Below are 18,717 nucleotides of genomic sequence, written 5' to 3'. Positions count from 1 at the left end.
CTGCTTACCGGGATGGGATTCCAACACAGGAAAAATTGAGGTATGAAAAAGAAATTATTCATTTTGCTGGTACTGATAACCATTTCAGGGGTATTGCGCGCGCAACACGAGCAGCATAAATCTCCACCCAAAAAGCCTGAAAAGCCGCCAAAAGAAATGCCGGCCCCGAATAAAGCAGTGAAGGATACCTCCATGCACGACATGCACAAAATGCAGGACAGCATGGAAATGCCTTCGGACGTACCCATGAGCCATGCGTTTTCGTTAAATCTCCCTATGAATCGAAACGGTTCAGGTACAGGGTGGCTGCCCGACGCATCCCCTATGTACGGTTATATGTTCCACTCCAAAAAGTGGATGTATATGGTCCATGGTAACCTTTTTCTCCGATACACCGACCAGGATGTCGGAAACAAAGGTTCCCGCGGCGATGAAAAATTCGATGCCCCAAATTGGTTTATGATGATGGCGCAGCGAAAGGTCGGCAGAAAAGGCCTGTTCCATTATAATGTAATGATCTCCCTGGATCGCATTACCGAAGGCGGTAGCGGCTACCCGCTGCTTTTCCAGTCCGGGGAAAGCTGGGAGGGACAACCGCTCGTAGATCGGCAACACCCCCACGACCTCTTTTCGGAGCTTTCCGTCAGCTACTCTTATGCCTTCTCCAAAAAGGTGGATGCGTTCGCGTATTTCGGATATCCCGGGGAGCCGGCCATTGGCTCCGTAGCCTTTATGCATCGCCCATCCGCACTTTCGTACCCGGACGCTCCGATCAGCCACCACTGGAACGACGGCACCCATATTACCTTCGGCGTGGCGACGCTCGGCGTCAGACTGGATAAGTTCAAGGTCGAGGGGTCTCTTTTTACCGGGCGAGAACCCGACGAAAACAGGTACAACTTCGACAAGATGCGCTTCGACTCCTGGAGCGGGCGACTGTCGTTCAATCCATCACCGAACTGGGCTTTCCAAGCTTCCCACGGATTCATCAAAAGCCCGGAGCTCCTGCATCCGGACGAAGACGTAAATCGCACTACAGCTTCCGCAATTTACAGCCTGCCCATGCGAAATGACAACTGGCTGAATGTCACAACGTTATGGGGACTTAATAAAACAGCCGGGCATGAGGGTGAAAACGCATTCCTACTCGAAGGGGCGCTACGTTTGAAGAAAGCGGAAGTATTTACCCGGTACGAATGGGTCCAGAAAGCGGTCGAGGAACTTAACCTTGATCCGGCCAAATACGGGGAGGCTACGCTTTTCCCCGTCAATGCAATTTCCGCCGGCGCTACATATGACTTGTTGAATATTCGGAAAACACGCCTTGCGCTGGGAGGGCAATTCAGTGCATTCCTTAATAGCAGTGCTCTGCATGAGTTATACGGGAAAAAACCCATAGCGCTCCAGGTTTATCTAAGGCTTTACCCCGGGCTGATGAAAATGCGACATTGAGTATTATCTAACCCAAAAAAGTTGATCATGGAAAAAGAGAACAGCAAAGGGATGCAACACGGCGAGCATAACAAGCATTACCGAAGCTTACTTGTAATGGTAATCCTTTCATTTATTTCAATGTACATCCTGATGTACGCAATGGTAGATACATTTTCGAATGTAATTCCAAATGTGAACCAGTTTTACATGGCGGGTCTGATGGCGAGCCCGATGCTAATAATCGAGCTGATCATCATGCGCTCCATGTACATGAACAAAAAATTGAACGGGCTGCTACTGGCAACCGGAAGCCTCGCCCTGGTAATTTTCTACCTGCTGATCAGACAGCAGGCCGCCGTATCCGACAGGCAGTTTCTCCGGTCTATGATACCTCATCATGCCGCCGCCATCCTGATGGCAAAGGAAGCGGCAGTTACCGACCCGGAAATTAAGGAGTTGTGCAGAACCATCATCACCAGCCAGCAGGCAGAAATAGATCAGATGAAAGCAAAATTAAAGGAATTAAAAAGCGAGCGGCCCCGATAGCGGGCGCCTTAATTCATTTAAATTATTCTTAACATCAAAAATTTTCAATTATGCCTCATCAACATTTTCAGGAGTGCATCGACGCATGTAATGCATGCGCGGTGATCTGTAACCATTGCGCGGTTTCCTGTCTCCAGGAACCGGATGTGAAAGACCTCGCCAAGTGTATCCAGCGTGATCTGGAATGCGCCACGATCTGCAACGCCGCCGTGCAGATCATGAGCATGGACGGTGAACTTAGTGCTCAGGTGTGCCAGCTATGCGCCGACGCATGCACCAGGTGTGCCGAGGAATGTGAGAAACATGCCCATATGGAGCATTGCAGAGAATGTGCGGAAGCGTGCAGGAAGTGCGCGGAAACTTGCGCTCAAATGGCGGAGCATGCATGATATATCAAAGCCAAGGGGAACCTTGGCTTTGATAATCTTTTATTTACTAATTATAAAATTTCTTATAATATAAAACTCTTACAAAATTATATAACAATAAATCGGGAATTACCCCTTATTTTTGCCACAGATGAAGAGGATCCTCACACTGATTCTTGCCCTGCTCTACATGGGAACGTCAACGGGCGCTACATTTCACATGCATTATTGCATGGGAAAGTTGGTGGACGTGAAGTTCTGGGAGCACGAAGCGCAGAAATGCAGTAAATGTGGTTCCGAAGAAAACAGCGTATGCGCCAAAAAATGCTGTAAAGACATCCATAAAACAGTAAAGTTCGAGAAAGATCAGAAAGTCTCGGAAAGCGTTTTTCAGTTCATGCAACTGGCGGCTATTGCTACTCCTATTTCTTTCATCGATATTCCCAGGGTGTTCCCTACTTCCATTGCAGTGGAACATCCTACCGGGCACGCCCCCCACGAAGTAGCAAAGTTCCCGCACATATCTTTTACTGCACATTCCGCATTTGATCCTACCCCAAGTCCGGCGCTCTACGTTTTAATCCCGCTGTAGCTTTGAGGCGACCGGTAATTCCCGCTACATATTTTTCTACATTTTTTTAGTAAATATTTTAGTTATGCAATTGAGCAAACGCTTTGCAATTGTGGTAGCTGGTATAATTGTGTTCTCGCTGGTGATAGTCACCGCATGCAGAAAGCACAAAATGGAAGGCATGGATATGCCCGTAAAAGATATCAACTATCCGGCCGCCTATGTGGTAAATGGAGAATCCAACACGATTTCGGTAATAAACCTCAATTCCAACACCCTCACCGACACGATCGAGCTGATGACCGCCGGGGGAAATGATATGCCGATGTGGCCGCACCATATCTATCACTTTGCTGCGGGCGGAGCCCACCGGCTGGCCGTCGGTGTTCCGGGTTCCGACCTCAGTGCCGGACATGGAGGAAACATGGGCGGAATGAAGGGCCGTGTAATGATCATTGATGCCGTAAAGGGCTCCATCTCCAAAGACCTGGAAGTCCCCACCATGAATCACAACGCCGCTTTTTCTCCGGACGGACGGGAAATCTGGACGTCCCAAATGGAAATGGAAGGTAAAGTGTTGGTATTCGACGCTCAAAACTACACCCTGAAGAATACGATCCCGGTCGGTATGGAACCGGCGGAAGTCACTTTTTCAGCTGATGGCACGAAGGCTTATGTCGCAAACGGCGGCGACAATACTGTTTCCATCATCGACCCTGCCTCTAAAGCCGTGCTGACGACCATCCCTGTCGGTGAGAACCCGGTTGGGGCCTGGGTCGGGCACGACGGCAAAATGTACCTCGACAACGAGGACGGGCAAAGCATCAGTGTCATCGACGTAGCCACCAATAAAATTGTGCAGACCATACCGCTCGGATTTATGCCGGGAAGCGCGGCTCATCTTGCTTCCCGGAAGGAATTATGGGTAACGGATCCGGATAACGGCCAGGTTCACTTCTGGGTCCCGGACGCTACCGGCCAGTGGGTACACGGCGGCAAGTTCAATGCCGGCGCCGGCGCGCATGCGGTAGCCATTACCAGCGACGGCGCAACCGCATACGTAACGAACCAATCAGCGGCCAACGTTTCCGTTATCAAAGTATCGGATCACACTAAAATAAAAGACATCCCGGTTGGCAAAAAGCCGAACGGCATCGTAATCAAACAATAAACCAATATAAAAATGAACAAACTATTATCTCTTCTCATTGTTATGGTTGCCTTTGTAGGCACATCGAGCGCATTTGCCCAATCCGCCAAGAAAGAAACGTTCAAGGTCTATGGCAACTGCAACATGTGTAAGAAAAGAATCGAAAAAGCTGCCACCGTTGACGGCGTTTCGAAAGCTGAATGGAATGTAGAAACCAAAATGATGACGGTGTCGCTGGATCCCGCAAAAACCAGCGGCGACGCGGTGCAGCAGAAGATCGCTGCCGCCGGCCATGATACGGAAAAAGCACAGGCGGCGGACTCCGTGTATACCAAGCTTCCAGGATGCTGCCAGTATGATCGTAAAGGTGCCGCAAAGTCCACCCAGGGCCATCAGCACCATAAATAATCATAGGCAACAAGATCAAACAGATGGGACGCGGCAGGCAACCTGCTGCGTCCTTCAAAAGAAAAAGAGATATGGTACATAGTATTATTGAATGGTCATTAAAAAATCGGTTTATTGTACTGGTGATGGCAACCGCCTTGTTCGCCTGGGGCATCTTTGCTGTGAAGAAGAACCCCATCGACGCCATCCCTGACCTATCAGAGAACCAGGTGATCGTATTCACCGAATGGATGGGCCGCGGGCCTCAACTGATCGAGGACCAGATCACTTATCCGCTGGTAACGAATCTGCAGGGGCTCCCCAAGATCAAATATGTACGTGGCTCCTCCATGTTCGGCATGAGCTTCATTTACGTCATTTTTAACGACGATGTTGACATATACTGGGCGCGCGAACGCGTGCTGGAACGGCTCAGTACGGTTTCCAGGACGCTGCCTACCGGCGTTACGCCGCAACTCGGCCCCGACGGCACCGGTGTAGGGCACATCCTTTGGTATACCCTGGACGCCCCCAACATGGACTTGGGCGAACAACGCGCGGTACAGGACTGGTATGTGAAATTTGCCTTGCAAAACGTGGAGGGCGTCAGCGAAATCGCTTCCTTTGGCGGTTTCCAGAAACAATATCAAATTACGCTGGATCCCAACAAGCTCCTTTACTACAGGCTTACCGTTCCGGAAGTCATCAACGCCATCCGGACGAACAACAACGAATCCGGTGGCAGGAAATTCGAGCTTAGCGACATCGGCTATATCATAAAAACCTCCGGCTACCTGAAATCCGTCGAGGAGATCGAAAACATTCCCGTCAAGAACCAGAACAGCATTCCCATCCGTGTCGCCGACGTTGCCGCTGTGCAAATGACCGGCGAAACCCGCTTGGGTATTTTCGACCAGGATGGCGAAGGCGAACGCGTTGGCGGGATCGTTGTAATGAGATATGGAGAAAATGCGGATGCGGTAATTGATAAGGTAAAAGCGAAAATGGAAGAAGTAGCCAAAGGGCTACCCAAGGGGGTAAAGTTTGACATCATTTACGACAGGGGCGAATTGATAAAGGAATCCGTGGATTCCATCAAAAATACGCTCATTGAAGAAATGATCGTCGTTTCCATCGTGGTGATCATTTTCCTTTTCCACTGGCGCAGCGCGCTCAGCATTATCATCCAAATCCCGATTACCCTGGCCGCAAGCTTCATTCTGCTCGACACCTTCGACATCTCGTCGAACATCATGTCCCTCACAGGTATCGCGCTGGCCATTGGGGTTATTGTGGACAATGGGATCATTATGAGTGAAAACGCATACAAACATCTTGCTGAAAGATATGCCCTCTGGCAAAAACAGCAAAAAAGCTAATTACAATGAACTGGTTGAAGAAAATATTTAAAAAATCCCCGGATTGGATATCGGAAGAAGAACGATTGAAGATCATTGAACAGTCCAGCAAACAGGTATCCCGCGGGGTATTTTTTGCCACGATCATCATCATTACCTCGTTTCTCCCGGTTTTCATGCTGACGGGCCAGGAAGGCAAGCTGTTCCATCCGCTGGCATACACCAAAACTTTCATCATGATCATGGACGCCCTGCTCGTGATCACACTGGCCCCCGTCCTGATTTCCTTTTTTATGAAGGGCAAGTTCCGCCCGGACAATGCAAATCCCGTAAACCGGGTACTGGAGAGGATTTATGAGCCCATCATCCGCGGTGTATTGAAATGGAGAAAGACCACGATCGCCATCAACGTAGTGGCGCTCGTCATCACCATTCCCTTGCTGAAAAGCCTCGGCAGCGAGTTTATGCCGCCGCTGGACGAGCAAAGCATCCTGTTTATGCCAGTTACGCTGCCGGATGTATCGAACAACGAGGCGAAGCGGATTTTACAGGTACAGGACAAGATCATCAAATCCGTTCCGGAAGTAGATAAAGTCCTCGGGAAAGCCGGCCGCGCGAGCACGGCCACCGACAACTCGCCGATCAGCATGATCGAAACCATTATCATGCTGAAACCCAAAACAGAATGGAGGGAAGGCATTACCAAGAAGGACATTATCAACGAGCTGGACGCGAAGCTCCAGATTCCCGGTGTGGTAAACGGCTGGACGCAGCCTATCATCAATCGCATCAACATGCTGGCTACCGGTATCAGAACGGACGTGGGCGTAAAAGTTTACGGCCAAAACCTGGATACCATCGCATCCGTATCTGAACGGGTAAGAAAAGCCCTGGAAGGCACATCCGGCATTGCCGACCTGTATGTTGAGCCCGTAACCGGCGGAAAGTACCTCGATATCGACGTTCGCCGCGGGGATCTTTCCCGCTACGGCCTGACGGTTGACGACGTGAACCAAACAGTAGAATCCGCACTGGGCGGCGCGCCCATTGGTAATACCATCGAGGGCCGCCAGCGCTTCTCGATCAGCGTTCGCCTGGCACAGGAATACCGGAATAGCGTTGAGCACATCAAACGCATCCCAATCATGTCTTCTTCTTTCGGCGAAGTACCCTTGTCCTCCGTTGCCGACGTGAAATTCACCGACGGTCCGCCGATGATCACTTCGGAAAACGCCATGCTGCGCGGAGCCGTTATGTTTAACGTGCGCGACAGGGATTTAGGCAGTACTGTGAACGAAGCCATCAAAAAGATCAACAGCACTGGCGGGATCCTTCCGCAGGGCTACTACCTGGAATGGAGCGGACAGTACGAAAACCTGATCCGCGGGCAACAAACACTGCTGTGGATCGCTCCGGTGGTACTGATCATCATATTCTTCTCCCTGTATTTTGCCTTCCACTCCATCCGCGAGGCGTTCCTGAGCCTTATCACCGTACCCTTCGCCTTGATCGGTGGTGCGTACATGATCTATTTCTGGGGCGTGAACCTTTCGGTTGCCGTAGCGGTGGGCTTCATCGCGCTGTTCGGTATCGCTGTGGAAACTGGGATCGTGATGGTAATCTACCTCAACGATGCGATGCAGCAGCTCGTAAAGGAAAAAGGCAATTCTTCCGCGACAATTACCCGGGAAGACCTGCGCCTTGCCGTGATCCATGGTGCTGCGAAACGCCTCCGCCCGAAGTTGATGACAGTCTGCGTATCCTTGTTCGGCCTCGTGCCTGTTCTTTGGGCATCCGGGGTGGGCACTGATGTGATGAAACCTATTGTGCTGCCGATGATTGGCGGGGTACTGACCTCTTCCACGCATATCCTGCTGGTAACGCCGCTGATCTTCTTGTTAACGAAAGAATACGAATTACGTAAGTACGGAAAATTGGAGATTCATGAAGTACATCATTAAATATATCTTCCTGATTGGGCTTTTCGCACCAATGGGGCTCGCCGCGCAACAAGTACCGGTTTTGCCCCTGGATAGCGTTTTGCTCCGCGTAGACAGGAATAATGTTCTGCTTCAGTCTTACGGGCTGAAGGCGGAAAGCTACAAATACAGCGCCGAAGCGGCAACAGCCTGGATGGCCCCAATGGTCGGCGTGGGCACGTTCATGACCCCGTATCCTGGCCAAATGATTATGGACGACAGGGATAAGGGAAGCCTTATGCTGCAGCTGGAGCAGGATATCCCAAACCCGGCGAAACTCAACGCGAAGAAGAAATACATCGCTTCCCAGGCAAACGTTGAGAACGCCACCCGGGGCGTTACCCTGAATGAGCTGAAGTCGCAGGCCAAGCGCCTTTACTTCAGCTGGATCGTTGCGAAACAACGCATCCATATCCTGCAGGAGAACGGGAAGATCATGGAAACGATGAAAAAAATCGAACAGGTCAGATATCCCTACAATCAGTCTCAGCTCAGCGGCGTGTACAAAGCGAACGCGAAAATTGAGGAAAATGTCAATATGATAAGGATGCAGGATGGAAATATCGCCAAAGCGCGCTCCTGGCTGAACAGCCTGATGAATTCCCCGGCAATGAGCAGTTCGAGATCGACACCACTTATACCCCTCGTTTCGAGATCGCACCTTCATACGATACCGCTTCCTTGGCAAGTGCCCGGAAAGACATCCTGAAAATGGATGAAAGCATCCGAACGATGCAACTGAACATCGAAAGCATGAAGAAGGAAAAGAAACCGGATTTCAGGGTGCGCTTCGACCACATGTACCCGCTGGACGGAATGATGCCGAATGCTTACAGCGCCATGGTAATGGCAAGCATCCCAATCGCTCCATGGTCCTCGAAAATGTATAAATCCGGGGTCAAGGGAATGAAATATGAAGTACAGGCGATGGAAAAAGAAAGAGCCGCCATGCTGCAGGAAACACAGGGCATGCTGTACGGTATGCACTATGAGATCCTTTCCATGCAAAAGCGGATCGAAGCAATGGAAGACAAGATCGTTCCCGCGCTCCGCCAAACCCTGGAAGCCAACTTCCTGAATTACCAGGAGAACAAACTGGCGTTATCCAACGTGATCGACTCCTGGGAGGCGCTCACCATGATGCAGGCCAACGTGCTCGACGAAAAGTTAAAACTTTATGAAATGATCGTGGATTATGAGAAACAATTATATCGTTAAAATATTAATAGGCTTGTCCTTCGCCATACTGGGATTGGCTGCCTGCAAGGGCAACGGTGCGAAAACCGAACATGCCGGGCATAAAGCGGGTCAAACTTACACCTGCCCCATGCATCCGCAGATCGTCCAGGATAAACCGGGTAAATGTCCTATCTGCGGTATGGATCTCGTACCGAAAGACGCCCACAGCGAACCGGCCCTAGACAGCAGTATCAACGCGTTGACAAAACCGGTAAACGCCCAGGTCGTTGCCACCATTCCGGCGATAAGCGCGGAATCCGGGACACGCATTTATGCATCGGACGTGTACGGTATCATCACCTACGATACCCGTAACCAAACGAGCATTTCCAGCCGGGTCGGCGGTCGTATCGAACGCCTTTACATCAGGTATAACTTCCAGCCCATCCGTAAAGGGCAATTAATTATGGAAGTTTACTCTCCAGACCTCGCGGCCGCCCAGCGTGAGCTGCTGCTCGTAGCAAGAAATGGCGGTGAAATGCTATCAGCAGCCAAGCAGCGGCTGCAATTGCTGGGTATGCAGAGCGCGCAGATCGAACAAGTGCTGAAAACCGGTAATATACTTTACCGGGTGCCTGTATATAGCAACAGTGATGGATACATTCTGGAGAAATCGGCTACGGCAACCGCGCCATCGGCGGCGGCAACAATGCCGGCACCTTCCGGGGGGCTTCCGGCGACGGAATGAGCGGGATGAGCGGTGCAGCGCCGGCTGCGGCAGCTCCTGCGCCGGCAGCACCGGCCGCCACGCCCGTTATGCTCCGCGAAGGTCAATATGTGAGCGCCGGCCAGTCTCTCTTCACTATTTATCAGAACAGGGCCCTGGTAGCGGAATTTGCATTCCCTCCGCAACTGGCGGCACGCATCCGCCAAGGGCAAAAGTTGCTTTTCTATCCCACGAGCGACGAAAATCATATGTTATCCGGCAGCGTCGGCCTTATCGAACCGGTTTTCCGGAACGGGATGAACTTTACCATCGCCAGGGTTTACCTGAACGATCAGCAGTTCCATGTAGGCCAGCTTCTCAGTGCGAACGTACCGGTTATATACTCCGGTGGCTGGTGGCTCCCCAAGCGCGCGGTACTGAAGCTGGGCAACAAGTCCGTGGTGTTCAGAAAGGAGAAGGATTCCTACCTTCCAATGACTGTGACGACAGGGATAGAGACGAACGACATGATACAGGTAGACACGGACATCAGTACATGGAAAGTAGCGTCAAATGCCTACTATTTAATTGATAGCGAAAGCTTTATCAAAACAAATAACTAATTGCAACAATTGAAGATATGGAAAGGAAAAGTTTTTTAAAAGCAGTTGCGTTAGCTTCAATTGCGCCGGCAGTGTTTCTGGCAGCGTGTTCAGATGCAGGGAAAAAAGAAGCTTCCGGGGAAAACAAACAAACATATACCTGCCCGATGCACCCGCAAATCGTGCAGGACAAACCCGGTACATGCCCCATCTGCGGGATGGATCTCGTTCCGTTCGACAAATCCAATAAGGACGCTTCGCTTACGCTGGGAGAAAGCCAGATAAAACTGGCGAATATTACCACGATGGCCGTAGGAACGGGCGCGTTGGCGAATTTTCGCCAGCTAAACGGCAGGCTTGCAACCGATCCCGAAAAGACCACTATTATCTCCAGCAGGGTTCCGGGCCGGATTGAAGTAATGTATATAAAGGAAACGGGCGTAAGGGTAAATAAAGGACAACCGCTTTATAAAATATACTCTGAACAACTGGCAACGCTCCAGCAGGAGTACCTTTTGACTGTGGCGCAGGCGAAGCAATTCCCGGAAGACGCTCAATTTCAGCAGATCGAAAAGGCGGCTCGCCAGAAGCTGGCCCTGTACGATCAAAGCGACGCGCAGATCAACCAGTTGGTACAGTCAGGGAAAGTCAGCGCGTTCGTGACATATCCGGCGCCCTACGGCGGTATCGTTTCGGAGCTTACCGCAACGGAAGGGCAATATGTGTCGGAAGGAGGATCGGTCATGCGACTGGAGGCGTTCGACCAGCTTTGGGTCGAAGCCGACGTCTATCCTGCGGAAGCGTCCTTTGTCCGCATAGGGCAAACTGTCAAGGTTGTTGTTGCCGGCTGGGAGAACGAACCGCAAAACATGACGATCCAGTTCATCAATCCCTCCCTGCAAAGCGGCAGCCAGTTGCTGCAGGTGCGCGGAAGCATTCCCAATCCCGGGAACAGATGGCAGCCTGGCATGCAGGCGAATATTCAGCTACCGCTTAAAAGCAAGGGAGATGTGCTGAGCCTGCCGATTGATGCGGTGATCCGCGACGGTAAAGGCGCGCACGTTTGGATCGAAAAAGAGAAGGGGAAATTCGTCCCGCGGATGGTAAAAACCGGCATGGAGGATTTCAACCTGGTGGAAATTACCGAAGGCCTGAAAGAGGGCGACGTTGTTGTGATAACCGGTGCGTATCTGCTCTACTCGGAATATATTCTGAAAAAAGGATCCGATCCTATGGCTGGCATGGCTGGAATGTAAAAAACAATCTAAAAAATAAACTGAAAATCACATGAAACACTTTTTGAAAACCGTTGCCGCTCCCGTGTTGGCTATCGTTCTACTGGCCGCATGCGGAAATGCCGAAGAGAAGAAAGGGCAGACCGCCGCGGATTCCACTGCCTCGGCTGCGACACACGATCATGCGGCGATGCAAAGCGAACCTGCTGCCGCCAGCATACAACTGAAAGACGACAAACTGAACGCCGTTTATCAGCATTATGTTCATCTGACGCAGGCATTGATCAAAGGTGACGCAAAAGAAGCCCGTCTTGCTGGCAATGCTATCGAAACTGGCGCTGCGGCTGTTGCCGGAGGAGAAGCTATCAAGGCTTCCGCCGCGAAAATTACCGCGTCTTCAGATATCGAGGAACAAAGAGCGGCCTATTCTACACTCAGCAACGAATTCATTTCCCTCGTGAAAAAAGTTGGGGTAAATAATGGTGAGCTGTATGTAGACTTTTGCCCGATGGCGCTGAATGATAAGGGAGGATACTGGATCAGCAACAACAAGGCTATACAGAACCCTTATTTCGGTGATAAAATGATGACGTGCGGCGAGGTAAAAGAAACAATTCAATAAAACCGGAGCATACAAACAGCTATAAAATTTTCGCATGTCCAAGATCAATTCATTTTTCAGCATTTGCCTGATGGCCTTGCTGCTTTGCGCCGGCTCAAACCTGAAAGCCCAATCCGGAGAAGTATGTTATAATCCAAACTTGGTGAAAGACACCAGCAAGCGCAGTATCAAATCGGCGGCCGCAGGGCTGATCGGTTCTGACTCCATTCATATCACATACCATTCCCCCGGTGTACGCGGACGGATCATCTGGGGCGGGCTCGTGCCATTCGGCGAGGTTTGGGTTACCGGTGCGCATGATGCGACCACAATCGAGTTCAAAAAAGCACTGATTATCGATAAAAAGCTCGTTCCGGCAGGGAAATACGCGCTTTTCACCATCCCCGGCAAAAATGAATGGACGGTTATCATTAATTCCCGCTGGCAGCAGCACCTGGCATCGGAATATGATGAAAAGGAAGATATCGTGAGGGTTGCCGTGAAACCGAAACGCCACAACTTAACGGAAAGGCTTCAGTACTATATCGAGCCTGGCGCCGGAAATTCCGGTAAAATCGCCATGGCCTGGGAAAAAATCCGTATCGAATTTCCCGTAACCTTCAAAAAATAGAGCATGCAAGACGAGCACAGCCACCAGGGGCATCATGAACACCATGACCACCAGCATAGCAGCCACCGCCCAGATCCGGCTCCGGACGGCAAAAGTTCCGCGCATGCAGGGCACGGTCATGCAGGTCACGACCACGCAGCGATGACCAATGAAAAGTCCGCCCACCATAAACAGCACGACAGTACCTCCGGGCACGACGAGCACGCTGGGCACCACACGGAGGGCTTCCTCCAACGGTTCTGGATTTGCCTTGCGGTCACGATACCGGTACTGCTGCTGTCGCATATGATCCAGGAATGGCTTGGCTTTACTTTTACGTTCGCCGGTGACAAGTATGTGCTGCTCGCCCTGAGCAGCTTTATCTTCTTCTATGGCGGATGGCCCTTCCTAGTCGGAATGATAAGGGAATTGAAGTGGAAGAATCCGGGCATGATGACGCTGGTGGCAGTTGCCATTACTACAGCCTACCTGTATAGCGTGGCGGTTGTGCTCGGCCTGCGGGGGATGGATTTCTTCTGGGAACTGGCCACCCTGATCGATATCATGCTGTTAGGGCATTGGCTGGAAATGAAATCCCAAATGGCAGCTTCCCGCGCGCTGGAATCTTTGGTTGCGTTGCTTCCGGCCGTGGTGCACGTAGAACGGAACGGCCAGGTTACCGACATTTCGCTCCAAGATCTGCAAAACAAGGACGTTATACTCATTAAACCGGGCGAGAAGGTCCCGGCAGACGGTATTATCCTGGAAGGAAGCTCAGACGTCAACGAAAGTATGCTTACCGGCGAAAGCGTTCCCGTCAATAAAGGTAAAGACGCAAAAGTAATCGGGGGCGCGGTAAATGGGGACGGCGCCCTGAAAGTTCAGGTCACCGGCGCGGGAAAGGATAGTTACCTCAACAAGGTGATAAACATGGTGCAGTCCGCTCAGGGCGCCAAATCCAATACCCAAAACCTCGCCAACAAGGTGGCGAAATGGCTGACGATCATTTCCATCAGCGTCGGGGTCGTAACCTTCATCGTCTGGCTGACGGCGGGCCATGAGCTTTCCTTCGCCCTCGAAAGAATGGTAACCGTAATGGTAACATCCTGCCCCCATGCACTGGGTGTGGCAATTCCGCTAGTCGTGGCAATTTCTACCACGCTGTCTGCCGTACACGGGCTACTCATCCGAAACCGTACCGCTTTCGAAAACGCCAGAAAGCTGACCACCATTATTTTCGACAAAACCGGCACCCTTACCAAAGGTTCCCATGAAGTACAGCGGATTATCCCATTGAGTCCGCAATACTCGGAAGACGAGATATTGCAGTACGCCGCCGCGATCCAGCAGAATTCCGAACACCACATCGCCCATGGCGTAATGAAGAAGCTGAAGGAGAAGAACCTCGCGCTTTGGAGCTCCACCGATTTCCGGTATATGCAGGGGATCGGGGTAACCGGTAACGTCAATGGCAAATCCGTCGTAGCGGCAGGCCCCAATTACTTCAAACAGCAGAACATCGTCTTGCCGGACATCCCCGAAGATGTGGATCAATCCACGGATACGGTGAACTTCGTCCTTATTGGCGATGTACCCGCCGGGATTATCACCTTTGCCGATGCAATCCGCGAAACCGCCGCTGAAGCCATTGCCGACCTGCGAGCTATGGGAATAAAATCCTTCCTGCTGACGGGGGATAATGAGAAAGTGGCCGCTGCTGTTGCCCGGAAGCTCAATATGGATGGATATCTGGCGAACGTGCTGCCGCATGAGAAACAGCAGAAGGTCAAAGAATTTCAGGATAAAGGTGAAGTTGTAGCGATGACGGGCGACGGGGTGAACGATGCCCCGGCTCTGGCGATGGCCGATGTGGGCATTGCAGTGGGATCTGGAACGGATGTTGCGGCGGAAACCGCAGACATCATCCTGGTGAACAGCGACCCTAAAGACGTAGTTCAGATGATTTCATTCGGTAAGGCAACCTACCGGAAGATGATTCAAAACCTCGCCTGGGCAGTTGGGTACAACGTCATTGCTATTCCACTTGCCGCGGGCGTCCTTTATCCCAATTTTATGCTGAGCCCGGCTATGGGCGCCGTTCTGATGAGCCTGAGCACGATCATCGTGGCAATCAATGCAAAATTATTAAAAGTAAAATAACACAAGCCAACCATTAACATTGTTTCCTTAAACTACAAAATCAACAAAAATGAAAAAGAACATCATTGCCGCCCTGGCGTTATCTATGGTCATCTTCGCAGCCTGTAACAACAGCGGCACAAAGTCTGATGACGGACACAACCACGACTCCGCAGCTACTGCAGGGGAGGCTATGAAACATGAAGCGCCATCAGATGAAAGCATAGCAGAAATTAAGCCTCAGTTCGCCGATGTAGACGGGAAAGTGGCCGCTTCGCTGAAACCTGTTTTTGATCATTATATTCATGTTAAAAACGGGCTTGCCGCGGATAATGCATCTGAAGCAGCTGCTGGCGCAAAAGCCATGGATGAGGCGCTTGCCAAAGTCGACAAATCGGCTATGACGCCTGATCAGCAAAAGCTTTACACTGAAAATGAAGAAGATTTGAAGGAGCATGCCGATCATATCAGCAAGAACGGCGGTAATATCGAGCACCAGCGTGAACATTTCGTACAAATGAGCGAAGATGTTTACGCGCTGGCCAAGGGATTCGGCGGCGGACAGGCGCTTTACCATGACTTCTGTCCCATGTACGATAACAACAAGGGTGCGATGTGGCTCAGCGAATCAAAAGAGATTAAAAACCCGTACTTCGGAGACAAGATGCTTACCTGCGGTACTATCAAGGAAGTAATAAAGTAATTCAGATCATCACGATACGATTGTCAAACTCCCGCGAATCGGTAAAACGCATGTTCGCGGGAGATTTGGCTTCGCAACCGGAGTACACATGAAATATTTGCGATACTTACTGCTGATGCTTTTGTTTGGGTTTATCGTAATCCAGTTTTTCCCGCCTGCGCGGAACCAATCTGGCGACGTAATCTCTTCGGAAGATGTAACGATGTTATACTCCATGCCAGACGAGGTTCGTACTATTCTGAAAAATTCCTGCTATGATTGCCATAGTAACAACACCCGTTATCCCTGGTATGTTAAAATTCAGCCCGTAGGGTGGTTCATGGCCGGACATATCAAACATGGAAAAGAAGAATTGAACTTCAACGAGTTTGGCACATACTCAGTTAAAAGGCGGCGCAATAAGCTGAAAAGAATGAAAGAGCAGGTGGAGGAAGATAAAATGCCGCTGAAATCATATACGTTAATGCATGCTGATGCAAAATTGAGCGAACATCAAAAGAGCACACTGATTAGTTGGATTGATAGCGTTTCCGTAAAGTAATTGTGCTGAATATTTCATGCAATTACGACATTTTTACATTGTTTGTTAACCTTCGCTTCAGTGTTTACGCTGAATAATACGCCAATCTAACTACTAAAAACCGAACAAAGTACGCATTACCCCAATCTAAAATTAGAAATAAAAAACACGGGCATAAATTTCCCCCAGCGCCACCTCGGAACGCCAACGGGTAGTCCGCAACTTTTTCTAATTCTACGTTATTGATAGACTTCCGTCTTCGCGGAAGGAAAAGAATTTATCAGGCGCGATAATTAAGTGATCTACAAGCTCGATCTCCACTATTTTACACGCTTTGCTTAACTGATCCGTCAATCGGATATCCGCACGGGAAGGGCGGATGTTACCCGATGGATGATTATGTGCGACGATGATTTTTGTTGCCATCGCTTTTATCGCCAGAAGTAGTATCATCCGAATGTCAACAACAACGCTCGTCCGACCACCTTTCCCGATGGAAGATAGGCCAATAATACCGGCAGAATGGTCGAGAAGTAATACCTTAAACTCCTCCAACAGGAATATTTCTGCCGTATTCCATGAACGGATGAAGCAACCGAACGCATAATCTATTGAATTACATGTTTCCCTTTGGCCAGGCGCCACCTTGGGTAAGTATTTCAGGATAATTTCAGGAACCTGGAAGCTCCTTCGGGTATTTACTGCCATAGTACAAAATTTAAACAGCCGGGCAAATTCGCCCGGCTGTGCTTATAGATTATTGAGCATTGCGTTTCCTTTTTAACCGTTCTGATAAACGGTTAAGCTCATGCGTGCGCGTTGCGACCCTGTCTACCCGCGCCTCCGCAACTTCCTGCTGGGCCCGCTCGATATGTGCCACATCAACGCCACTGGCAATGGCGGCGCTCCGGAGGAAATACGCCGGACTGTTCTGGAGATATTGGCTGCTCATGGTACAGGTCAATGCCAGTCGCACCATATAGCAAAACTCAGCATCCGTTAACATGCCCAGCGCCATATGTAGATAAGCCTCGGGGGCTATTTCGGTATAGCCCATCTTTGTCTCCAGCAATTCATCAATCACAAGGCGCCGATGGAAATCCAGACGTTCATAAACCAGTAACCTGACTGAAAGGGAATCTTCCGCAGTCACCGGCAGGTTTGCACCCTGTTCAGTCACATGTTGCCCATACTTATCGTAAATATCAGTCCGTATCTTCCTGATATCCAGTTCCTTTGCCCGAACTTCACGATCGTCGATCCTTTCGATTTCACTTTCCAACATTTCCGGCGTGACCGTCTTGTTTTTGATGGCTTCCTGTACCGCCTTGGCAGTTTGCTTCACGGGCGTTGTTCTTTTTCCAACGATGAAGTATTGTCTTTCAATGGCATTTTCTCTCACTTCCAGCCCTTTCTGATAGCCTCCACTCTCAATTTCTTCCAAGAATTCAGCGTGGGCTTGCTGATATTCCTCCATCGCATTTCCATACTGTTTATCGCCATTTTCAAAAACATCGTCTTCATCATCGTACTCTTCTTCATTCTCGTTGGTGTAGTCATCGCGGTTTGGCATTTCCGGTTCTTCAAGGCATGTAATTTCATCGGATTTAATTGTCATAATGCCTTCGAATCCGGCGAGCATAGACGTTATGCGATCCGACGTATACGGCCGGATGATGAAAAAGGCGGGCTGAAATTCCTCTACGGACTTCACGACTTTCAGCCGGAAACCTTCGTCGGACTTCCGGATAAAACAACCGCTGTTCATGCACTGACGTTCTTTTGATAGGTCGGGAAAGAGAGTCTGAAGGTAGGCGCTATTGAAAGGGCAGTTCCCACAGGCACCAGCATCTGGCAATAATTCACTGTCTTCCGTATCAAAAGTTGCATTATTCAGATTACAGCGGTATTTCTTCAATTCTGATTCCAGGTTCTTTGCCGGCAGATATGAATTTGATTGCCAGTTTGAGAAATACTCGGAAAAGAAATCCTCCTGGGCCTCTTCCGACAAACTGGCTATTTGGAAGGCATCATTTGTCGAAATCTTCCCGCTGAGGAACACTTCCTGAAAATCCTTAATCAAGGTGAGCAACTTTAAGCGTGCATACACAAAAGTGGCAGATTTGCCCAACCGGGAAGAAATCTCGTCAATCGACAGTCCCGCATCTCTCATAATCTTAATTGCAAGCGCGATATGCAGCGGATGTGGATCTTCTCGCTGAAGATTCTCCGCCAGTTGTATTTCATTAACCTCAGCATCATTGTACTCCCTCACAATTGCGGGCAGCTTCTTGATACCGGCCAACAGCGCCGCACGAAGGCGGCGTTCACCGACAACGAGTTCATATTTCCCCTTTACGGTTCGGATCGTAATCGGTGAAATAATGCCGTGAAGCGCCAGCTCATGCGCAAAATCCTGTAAAGCACTTTCGGAATAAAGCTGCCGGTGATTCTTCGGATTGAAGGATATATCACGGGCTTGCACCTGAATGACTGTAATTTCCGATACGGGTGCTGCGGCTTTGCTCACTTTGGTGTTTTTTGGGGCGGATGCTTCCGCAGATGTTTTCCTTATCGTTCCTTTAGTATTTTTCATATTATATTTTTTTGATTAACAACTGTAATTTCC

20 protein-coding genes are annotated in these 18,717 nt (G+C 50.1%); 18 read left to right on the top strand and 2 right to left on the bottom strand.

What is annotated here, in order from left to right; all coding sequences use genetic code 11:
• Positions 1 to 42 precede the first annotated feature (42 nt).
• The 18 genes from WJU16_RS22440 to WJU16_RS22355 all read left to right on the top strand — a co-directional run bounded on the left by WJU16_RS22440 (position 43) and on the right by WJU16_RS22355 (position 16,109).
• Positions 43 to 1,452: a hypothetical protein gene (locus tag WJU16_RS22440; protein ID WP_126247945.1), complete on the top strand. Its 1,410-nt coding sequence runs from the start codon at positions 43 to 45 to the stop codon at positions 1,450 to 1,452.
• Positions 1,453 to 1,479: 27 nt separating this feature from the next.
• Positions 1,480 to 1,980 carry a DUF305 domain-containing protein gene (locus WJU16_RS22435; RefSeq protein ID WP_205687072.1) on the top strand — a complete coding sequence of 167 codons (501 nt, stop codon included), beginning with the start codon at positions 1,480 to 1,482 and terminating at the stop codon, positions 1,978 to 1,980.
• A 50-nt stretch (positions 1,981 to 2,030) separates the two neighbouring features.
• The gene (locus WJU16_RS22430; protein WP_126247943.1) at positions 2,031 to 2,369 is read left to right on the top strand and encodes a four-helix bundle copper-binding protein; all 339 of its coding nucleotides are present in this window, start codon (positions 2,031 to 2,033) and stop codon (positions 2,367 to 2,369) included.
• Between the two features lie 130 nt (positions 2,370 to 2,499).
• Positions 2,500 to 2,940: an HYC_CC_PP family protein gene (locus WJU16_RS22425; protein ID WP_341835601.1), complete on the top strand. Its 441-nt coding sequence runs from the start codon at positions 2,500 to 2,502 to the stop codon at positions 2,938 to 2,940.
• A gap of 64 nt (positions 2,941 to 3,004) precedes the next feature.
• Positions 3,005 to 4,090, top strand: a complete 1,086-nt coding sequence (locus WJU16_RS22420; RefSeq protein WP_205687071.1) for a YncE family protein — start codon at positions 3,005 to 3,007, stop codon at positions 4,088 to 4,090.
• Positions 4,091 to 4,102: 12 nt separating this feature from the next.
• Complete coding sequence (locus tag WJU16_RS22415; RefSeq protein ID WP_126247939.1) at positions 4,103 to 4,477, top strand: heavy-metal-associated domain-containing protein; 375 nt, start codon at positions 4,103 to 4,105, stop codon at positions 4,475 to 4,477.
• Positions 4,478 to 4,500: 23 nt separating this feature from the next.
• On the top strand, positions 4,501 to 5,835 hold the full coding sequence (locus WJU16_RS22410) for an efflux RND transporter permease subunit (protein ID WP_317126946.1): 1,335 nt from the start codon (positions 4,501 to 4,503) through the stop codon (positions 5,833 to 5,835).
• Positions 5,836 to 5,840: 5 nt separating this feature from the next.
• Positions 5,841 to 7,775: an efflux RND transporter permease subunit gene (locus WJU16_RS22405; RefSeq protein ID WP_126247935.1), complete on the top strand. Its 1,935-nt coding sequence runs from the start codon at positions 5,841 to 5,843 to the stop codon at positions 7,773 to 7,775.
• The gene (locus WJU16_RS22400) at positions 7,759 to 8,502 is read left to right on the top strand and encodes a TolC family protein (protein ID WP_341835600.1); all 744 of its coding nucleotides are present in this window, start codon (positions 7,759 to 7,761) and stop codon (positions 8,500 to 8,502) included. Before WJU16_RS22405 ends, WJU16_RS22400 begins: the two co-directional genes overlap by 17 nt.
• Positions 8,503 to 8,525: 23 nt before the next feature.
• Positions 8,526 to 9,011, top strand: a complete 486-nt coding sequence (locus tag WJU16_RS22395; protein WP_341835599.1) for a TolC family protein — start codon at positions 8,526 to 8,528, stop codon at positions 9,009 to 9,011.
• A gap of 13 nt (positions 9,012 to 9,024) precedes the next feature.
• On the top strand, positions 9,025 to 9,720 hold the full coding sequence (locus WJU16_RS22390; RefSeq protein ID WP_341835598.1) for an efflux RND transporter periplasmic adaptor subunit: 696 nt from the start codon (positions 9,025 to 9,027) through the stop codon (positions 9,718 to 9,720).
• Positions 9,717 to 10,301: an HlyD family efflux transporter periplasmic adaptor subunit gene (locus tag WJU16_RS22385; protein WP_341835597.1), complete on the top strand. Its 585-nt coding sequence runs from the start codon at positions 9,717 to 9,719 to the stop codon at positions 10,299 to 10,301. The genes WJU16_RS22390 and WJU16_RS22385 overlap by 4 nt, the downstream gene beginning before the upstream one ends.
• A gap of 146 nt (positions 10,302 to 10,447) precedes the next feature.
• A complete protein-coding gene (locus tag WJU16_RS22380) occupies positions 10,448 to 11,536 on the top strand; it encodes an efflux RND transporter periplasmic adaptor subunit (RefSeq protein ID WP_341835596.1) in 1,089 nt (362 codons plus the stop codon).
• A gap of 31 nt (positions 11,537 to 11,567) precedes the next feature.
• On the top strand, positions 11,568 to 12,137 hold the full coding sequence (locus WJU16_RS22375) for a DUF3347 domain-containing protein (RefSeq protein WP_126247927.1): 570 nt from the start codon (positions 11,568 to 11,570) through the stop codon (positions 12,135 to 12,137).
• A 34-nt stretch (positions 12,138 to 12,171) separates the two neighbouring features.
• On the top strand, positions 12,172 to 12,747 hold the full coding sequence (locus WJU16_RS22370; protein ID WP_205687069.1) for a DUF2911 domain-containing protein: 576 nt from the start codon (positions 12,172 to 12,174) through the stop codon (positions 12,745 to 12,747).
• Between the two features lie 3 nt (positions 12,748 to 12,750).
• Positions 12,751 to 14,886, top strand: a complete 2,136-nt coding sequence (locus WJU16_RS22365) for a copper-translocating P-type ATPase (protein WP_126247925.1) — start codon at positions 12,751 to 12,753, stop codon at positions 14,884 to 14,886.
• A 49-nt stretch (positions 14,887 to 14,935) separates the two neighbouring features.
• Positions 14,936 to 15,568: a DUF3347 domain-containing protein gene (locus tag WJU16_RS22360; RefSeq protein ID WP_126247923.1), complete on the top strand. Its 633-nt coding sequence runs from the start codon at positions 14,936 to 14,938 to the stop codon at positions 15,566 to 15,568.
• 88 nt (positions 15,569 to 15,656) lie between these two features.
• Entirely contained in the window at positions 15,657 to 16,109 is a 453-nt protein-coding gene (locus tag WJU16_RS22355) for a heme-binding domain-containing protein (protein WP_126247921.1), read from the top strand.
• A 213-nt stretch (positions 16,110 to 16,322) separates the two neighbouring features.
• Here WJU16_RS22355 and WJU16_RS22350 read toward each other — a convergent pair whose 3' ends face one another.
• The gene (locus WJU16_RS22350; RefSeq protein ID WP_126247919.1) at positions 16,323 to 16,796 is read right to left on the bottom strand and encodes a JAB domain-containing protein; all 474 of its coding nucleotides are present in this window, start codon (positions 16,794 to 16,796) and stop codon (positions 16,323 to 16,325) included.
• 49 nt (positions 16,797 to 16,845) lie between these two features.
• Positions 16,846 to 18,684, bottom strand: coding sequence for a ParB/RepB/Spo0J family partition protein (locus WJU16_RS22345; protein ID WP_126247917.1), 1,839 nt, complete (start codon positions 18,682 to 18,684; stop codon positions 16,846 to 16,848).
• Positions 18,685 to 18,717: the final 33 nt, after the last annotated feature.

Source organism: Chitinophaga pollutisoli (assembly GCF_038396755.1).
Taxonomy (GTDB): Bacteria; Bacteroidota; Bacteroidia; order Chitinophagales; family Chitinophagaceae; genus Chitinophaga; species Chitinophaga pollutisoli.
The sequence above is the reverse complement of the archived record's forward strand: the minus strand, read 5'-3'. Positions and strand labels throughout refer to the sequence as shown.

Coding starts and splice junctions, on each gene's coding strand:
- WJU16_RS22420 (WP_205687071.1), top strand. CDS start 3,005: ATGCAATTGAGCAAACGCTTTGCAATTGTGGTAGCTGGTATAATTGTG.
- WJU16_RS22375 (WP_126247927.1), top strand. CDS start 11,568: ATGAAACACTTTTTGAAAACCGTTGCCGCTCCCGTGTTGGCTATCGTT.
- WJU16_RS22380 (WP_341835596.1), top strand. CDS start 10,448: ATGCACCCGCAAATCGTGCAGGACAAACCCGGTACATGCCCCATCTGC.
- WJU16_RS22415 (WP_126247939.1), top strand. CDS start 4,103: ATGAACAAACTATTATCTCTTCTCATTGTTATGGTTGCCTTTGTAGGC.
- WJU16_RS22370 (WP_205687069.1), top strand. CDS start 12,172: ATGTCCAAGATCAATTCATTTTTCAGCATTTGCCTGATGGCCTTGCTG.
- WJU16_RS22410 (WP_317126946.1), top strand. CDS start 4,501: ATGGGACGCGGCAGGCAACCTGCTGCGTCCTTCAAAAGAAAAAGAGAT.
- WJU16_RS22430 (WP_126247943.1), top strand. CDS start 2,031: ATGCCTCATCAACATTTTCAGGAGTGCATCGACGCATGTAATGCATGC.
- WJU16_RS22385 (WP_341835597.1), top strand. CDS start 9,717: ATGAGCGGGATGAGCGGTGCAGCGCCGGCTGCGGCAGCTCCTGCGCCG.
- WJU16_RS22365 (WP_126247925.1), top strand. CDS start 12,751: ATGCAAGACGAGCACAGCCACCAGGGGCATCATGAACACCATGACCAC.
- WJU16_RS22440 (WP_126247945.1), top strand. CDS start 43: ATGAAAAAGAAATTATTCATTTTGCTGGTACTGATAACCATTTCAGGG.
- WJU16_RS22355 (WP_126247921.1), top strand. CDS start 15,657: ATGAAATATTTGCGATACTTACTGCTGATGCTTTTGTTTGGGTTTATC.
- WJU16_RS22360 (WP_126247923.1), top strand. CDS start 14,936: ATGAAAAAGAACATCATTGCCGCCCTGGCGTTATCTATGGTCATCTTC.
- WJU16_RS22395 (WP_341835599.1), top strand. CDS start 8,526: ATGCAACTGAACATCGAAAGCATGAAGAAGGAAAAGAAACCGGATTTC.
- WJU16_RS22405 (WP_126247935.1), top strand. CDS start 5,841: ATGAACTGGTTGAAGAAAATATTTAAAAAATCCCCGGATTGGATATCG.
- WJU16_RS22400 (WP_341835600.1), top strand. CDS start 7,759: ATGAAGTACATCATTAAATATATCTTCCTGATTGGGCTTTTCGCACCA.
- WJU16_RS22345 (WP_126247917.1), bottom strand. CDS start 18,684: ATGAAAAATACTAAAGGAACGATAAGGAAAACATCTGCGGAAGCATCC.
- WJU16_RS22425 (WP_341835601.1), top strand. CDS start 2,500: ATGAAGAGGATCCTCACACTGATTCTTGCCCTGCTCTACATGGGAACG.
- WJU16_RS22435 (WP_205687072.1), top strand. CDS start 1,480: ATGGAAAAAGAGAACAGCAAAGGGATGCAACACGGCGAGCATAACAAG.
- WJU16_RS22350 (WP_126247919.1), bottom strand. CDS start 16,796: ATGGCAGTAAATACCCGAAGGAGCTTCCAGGTTCCTGAAATTATCCTG.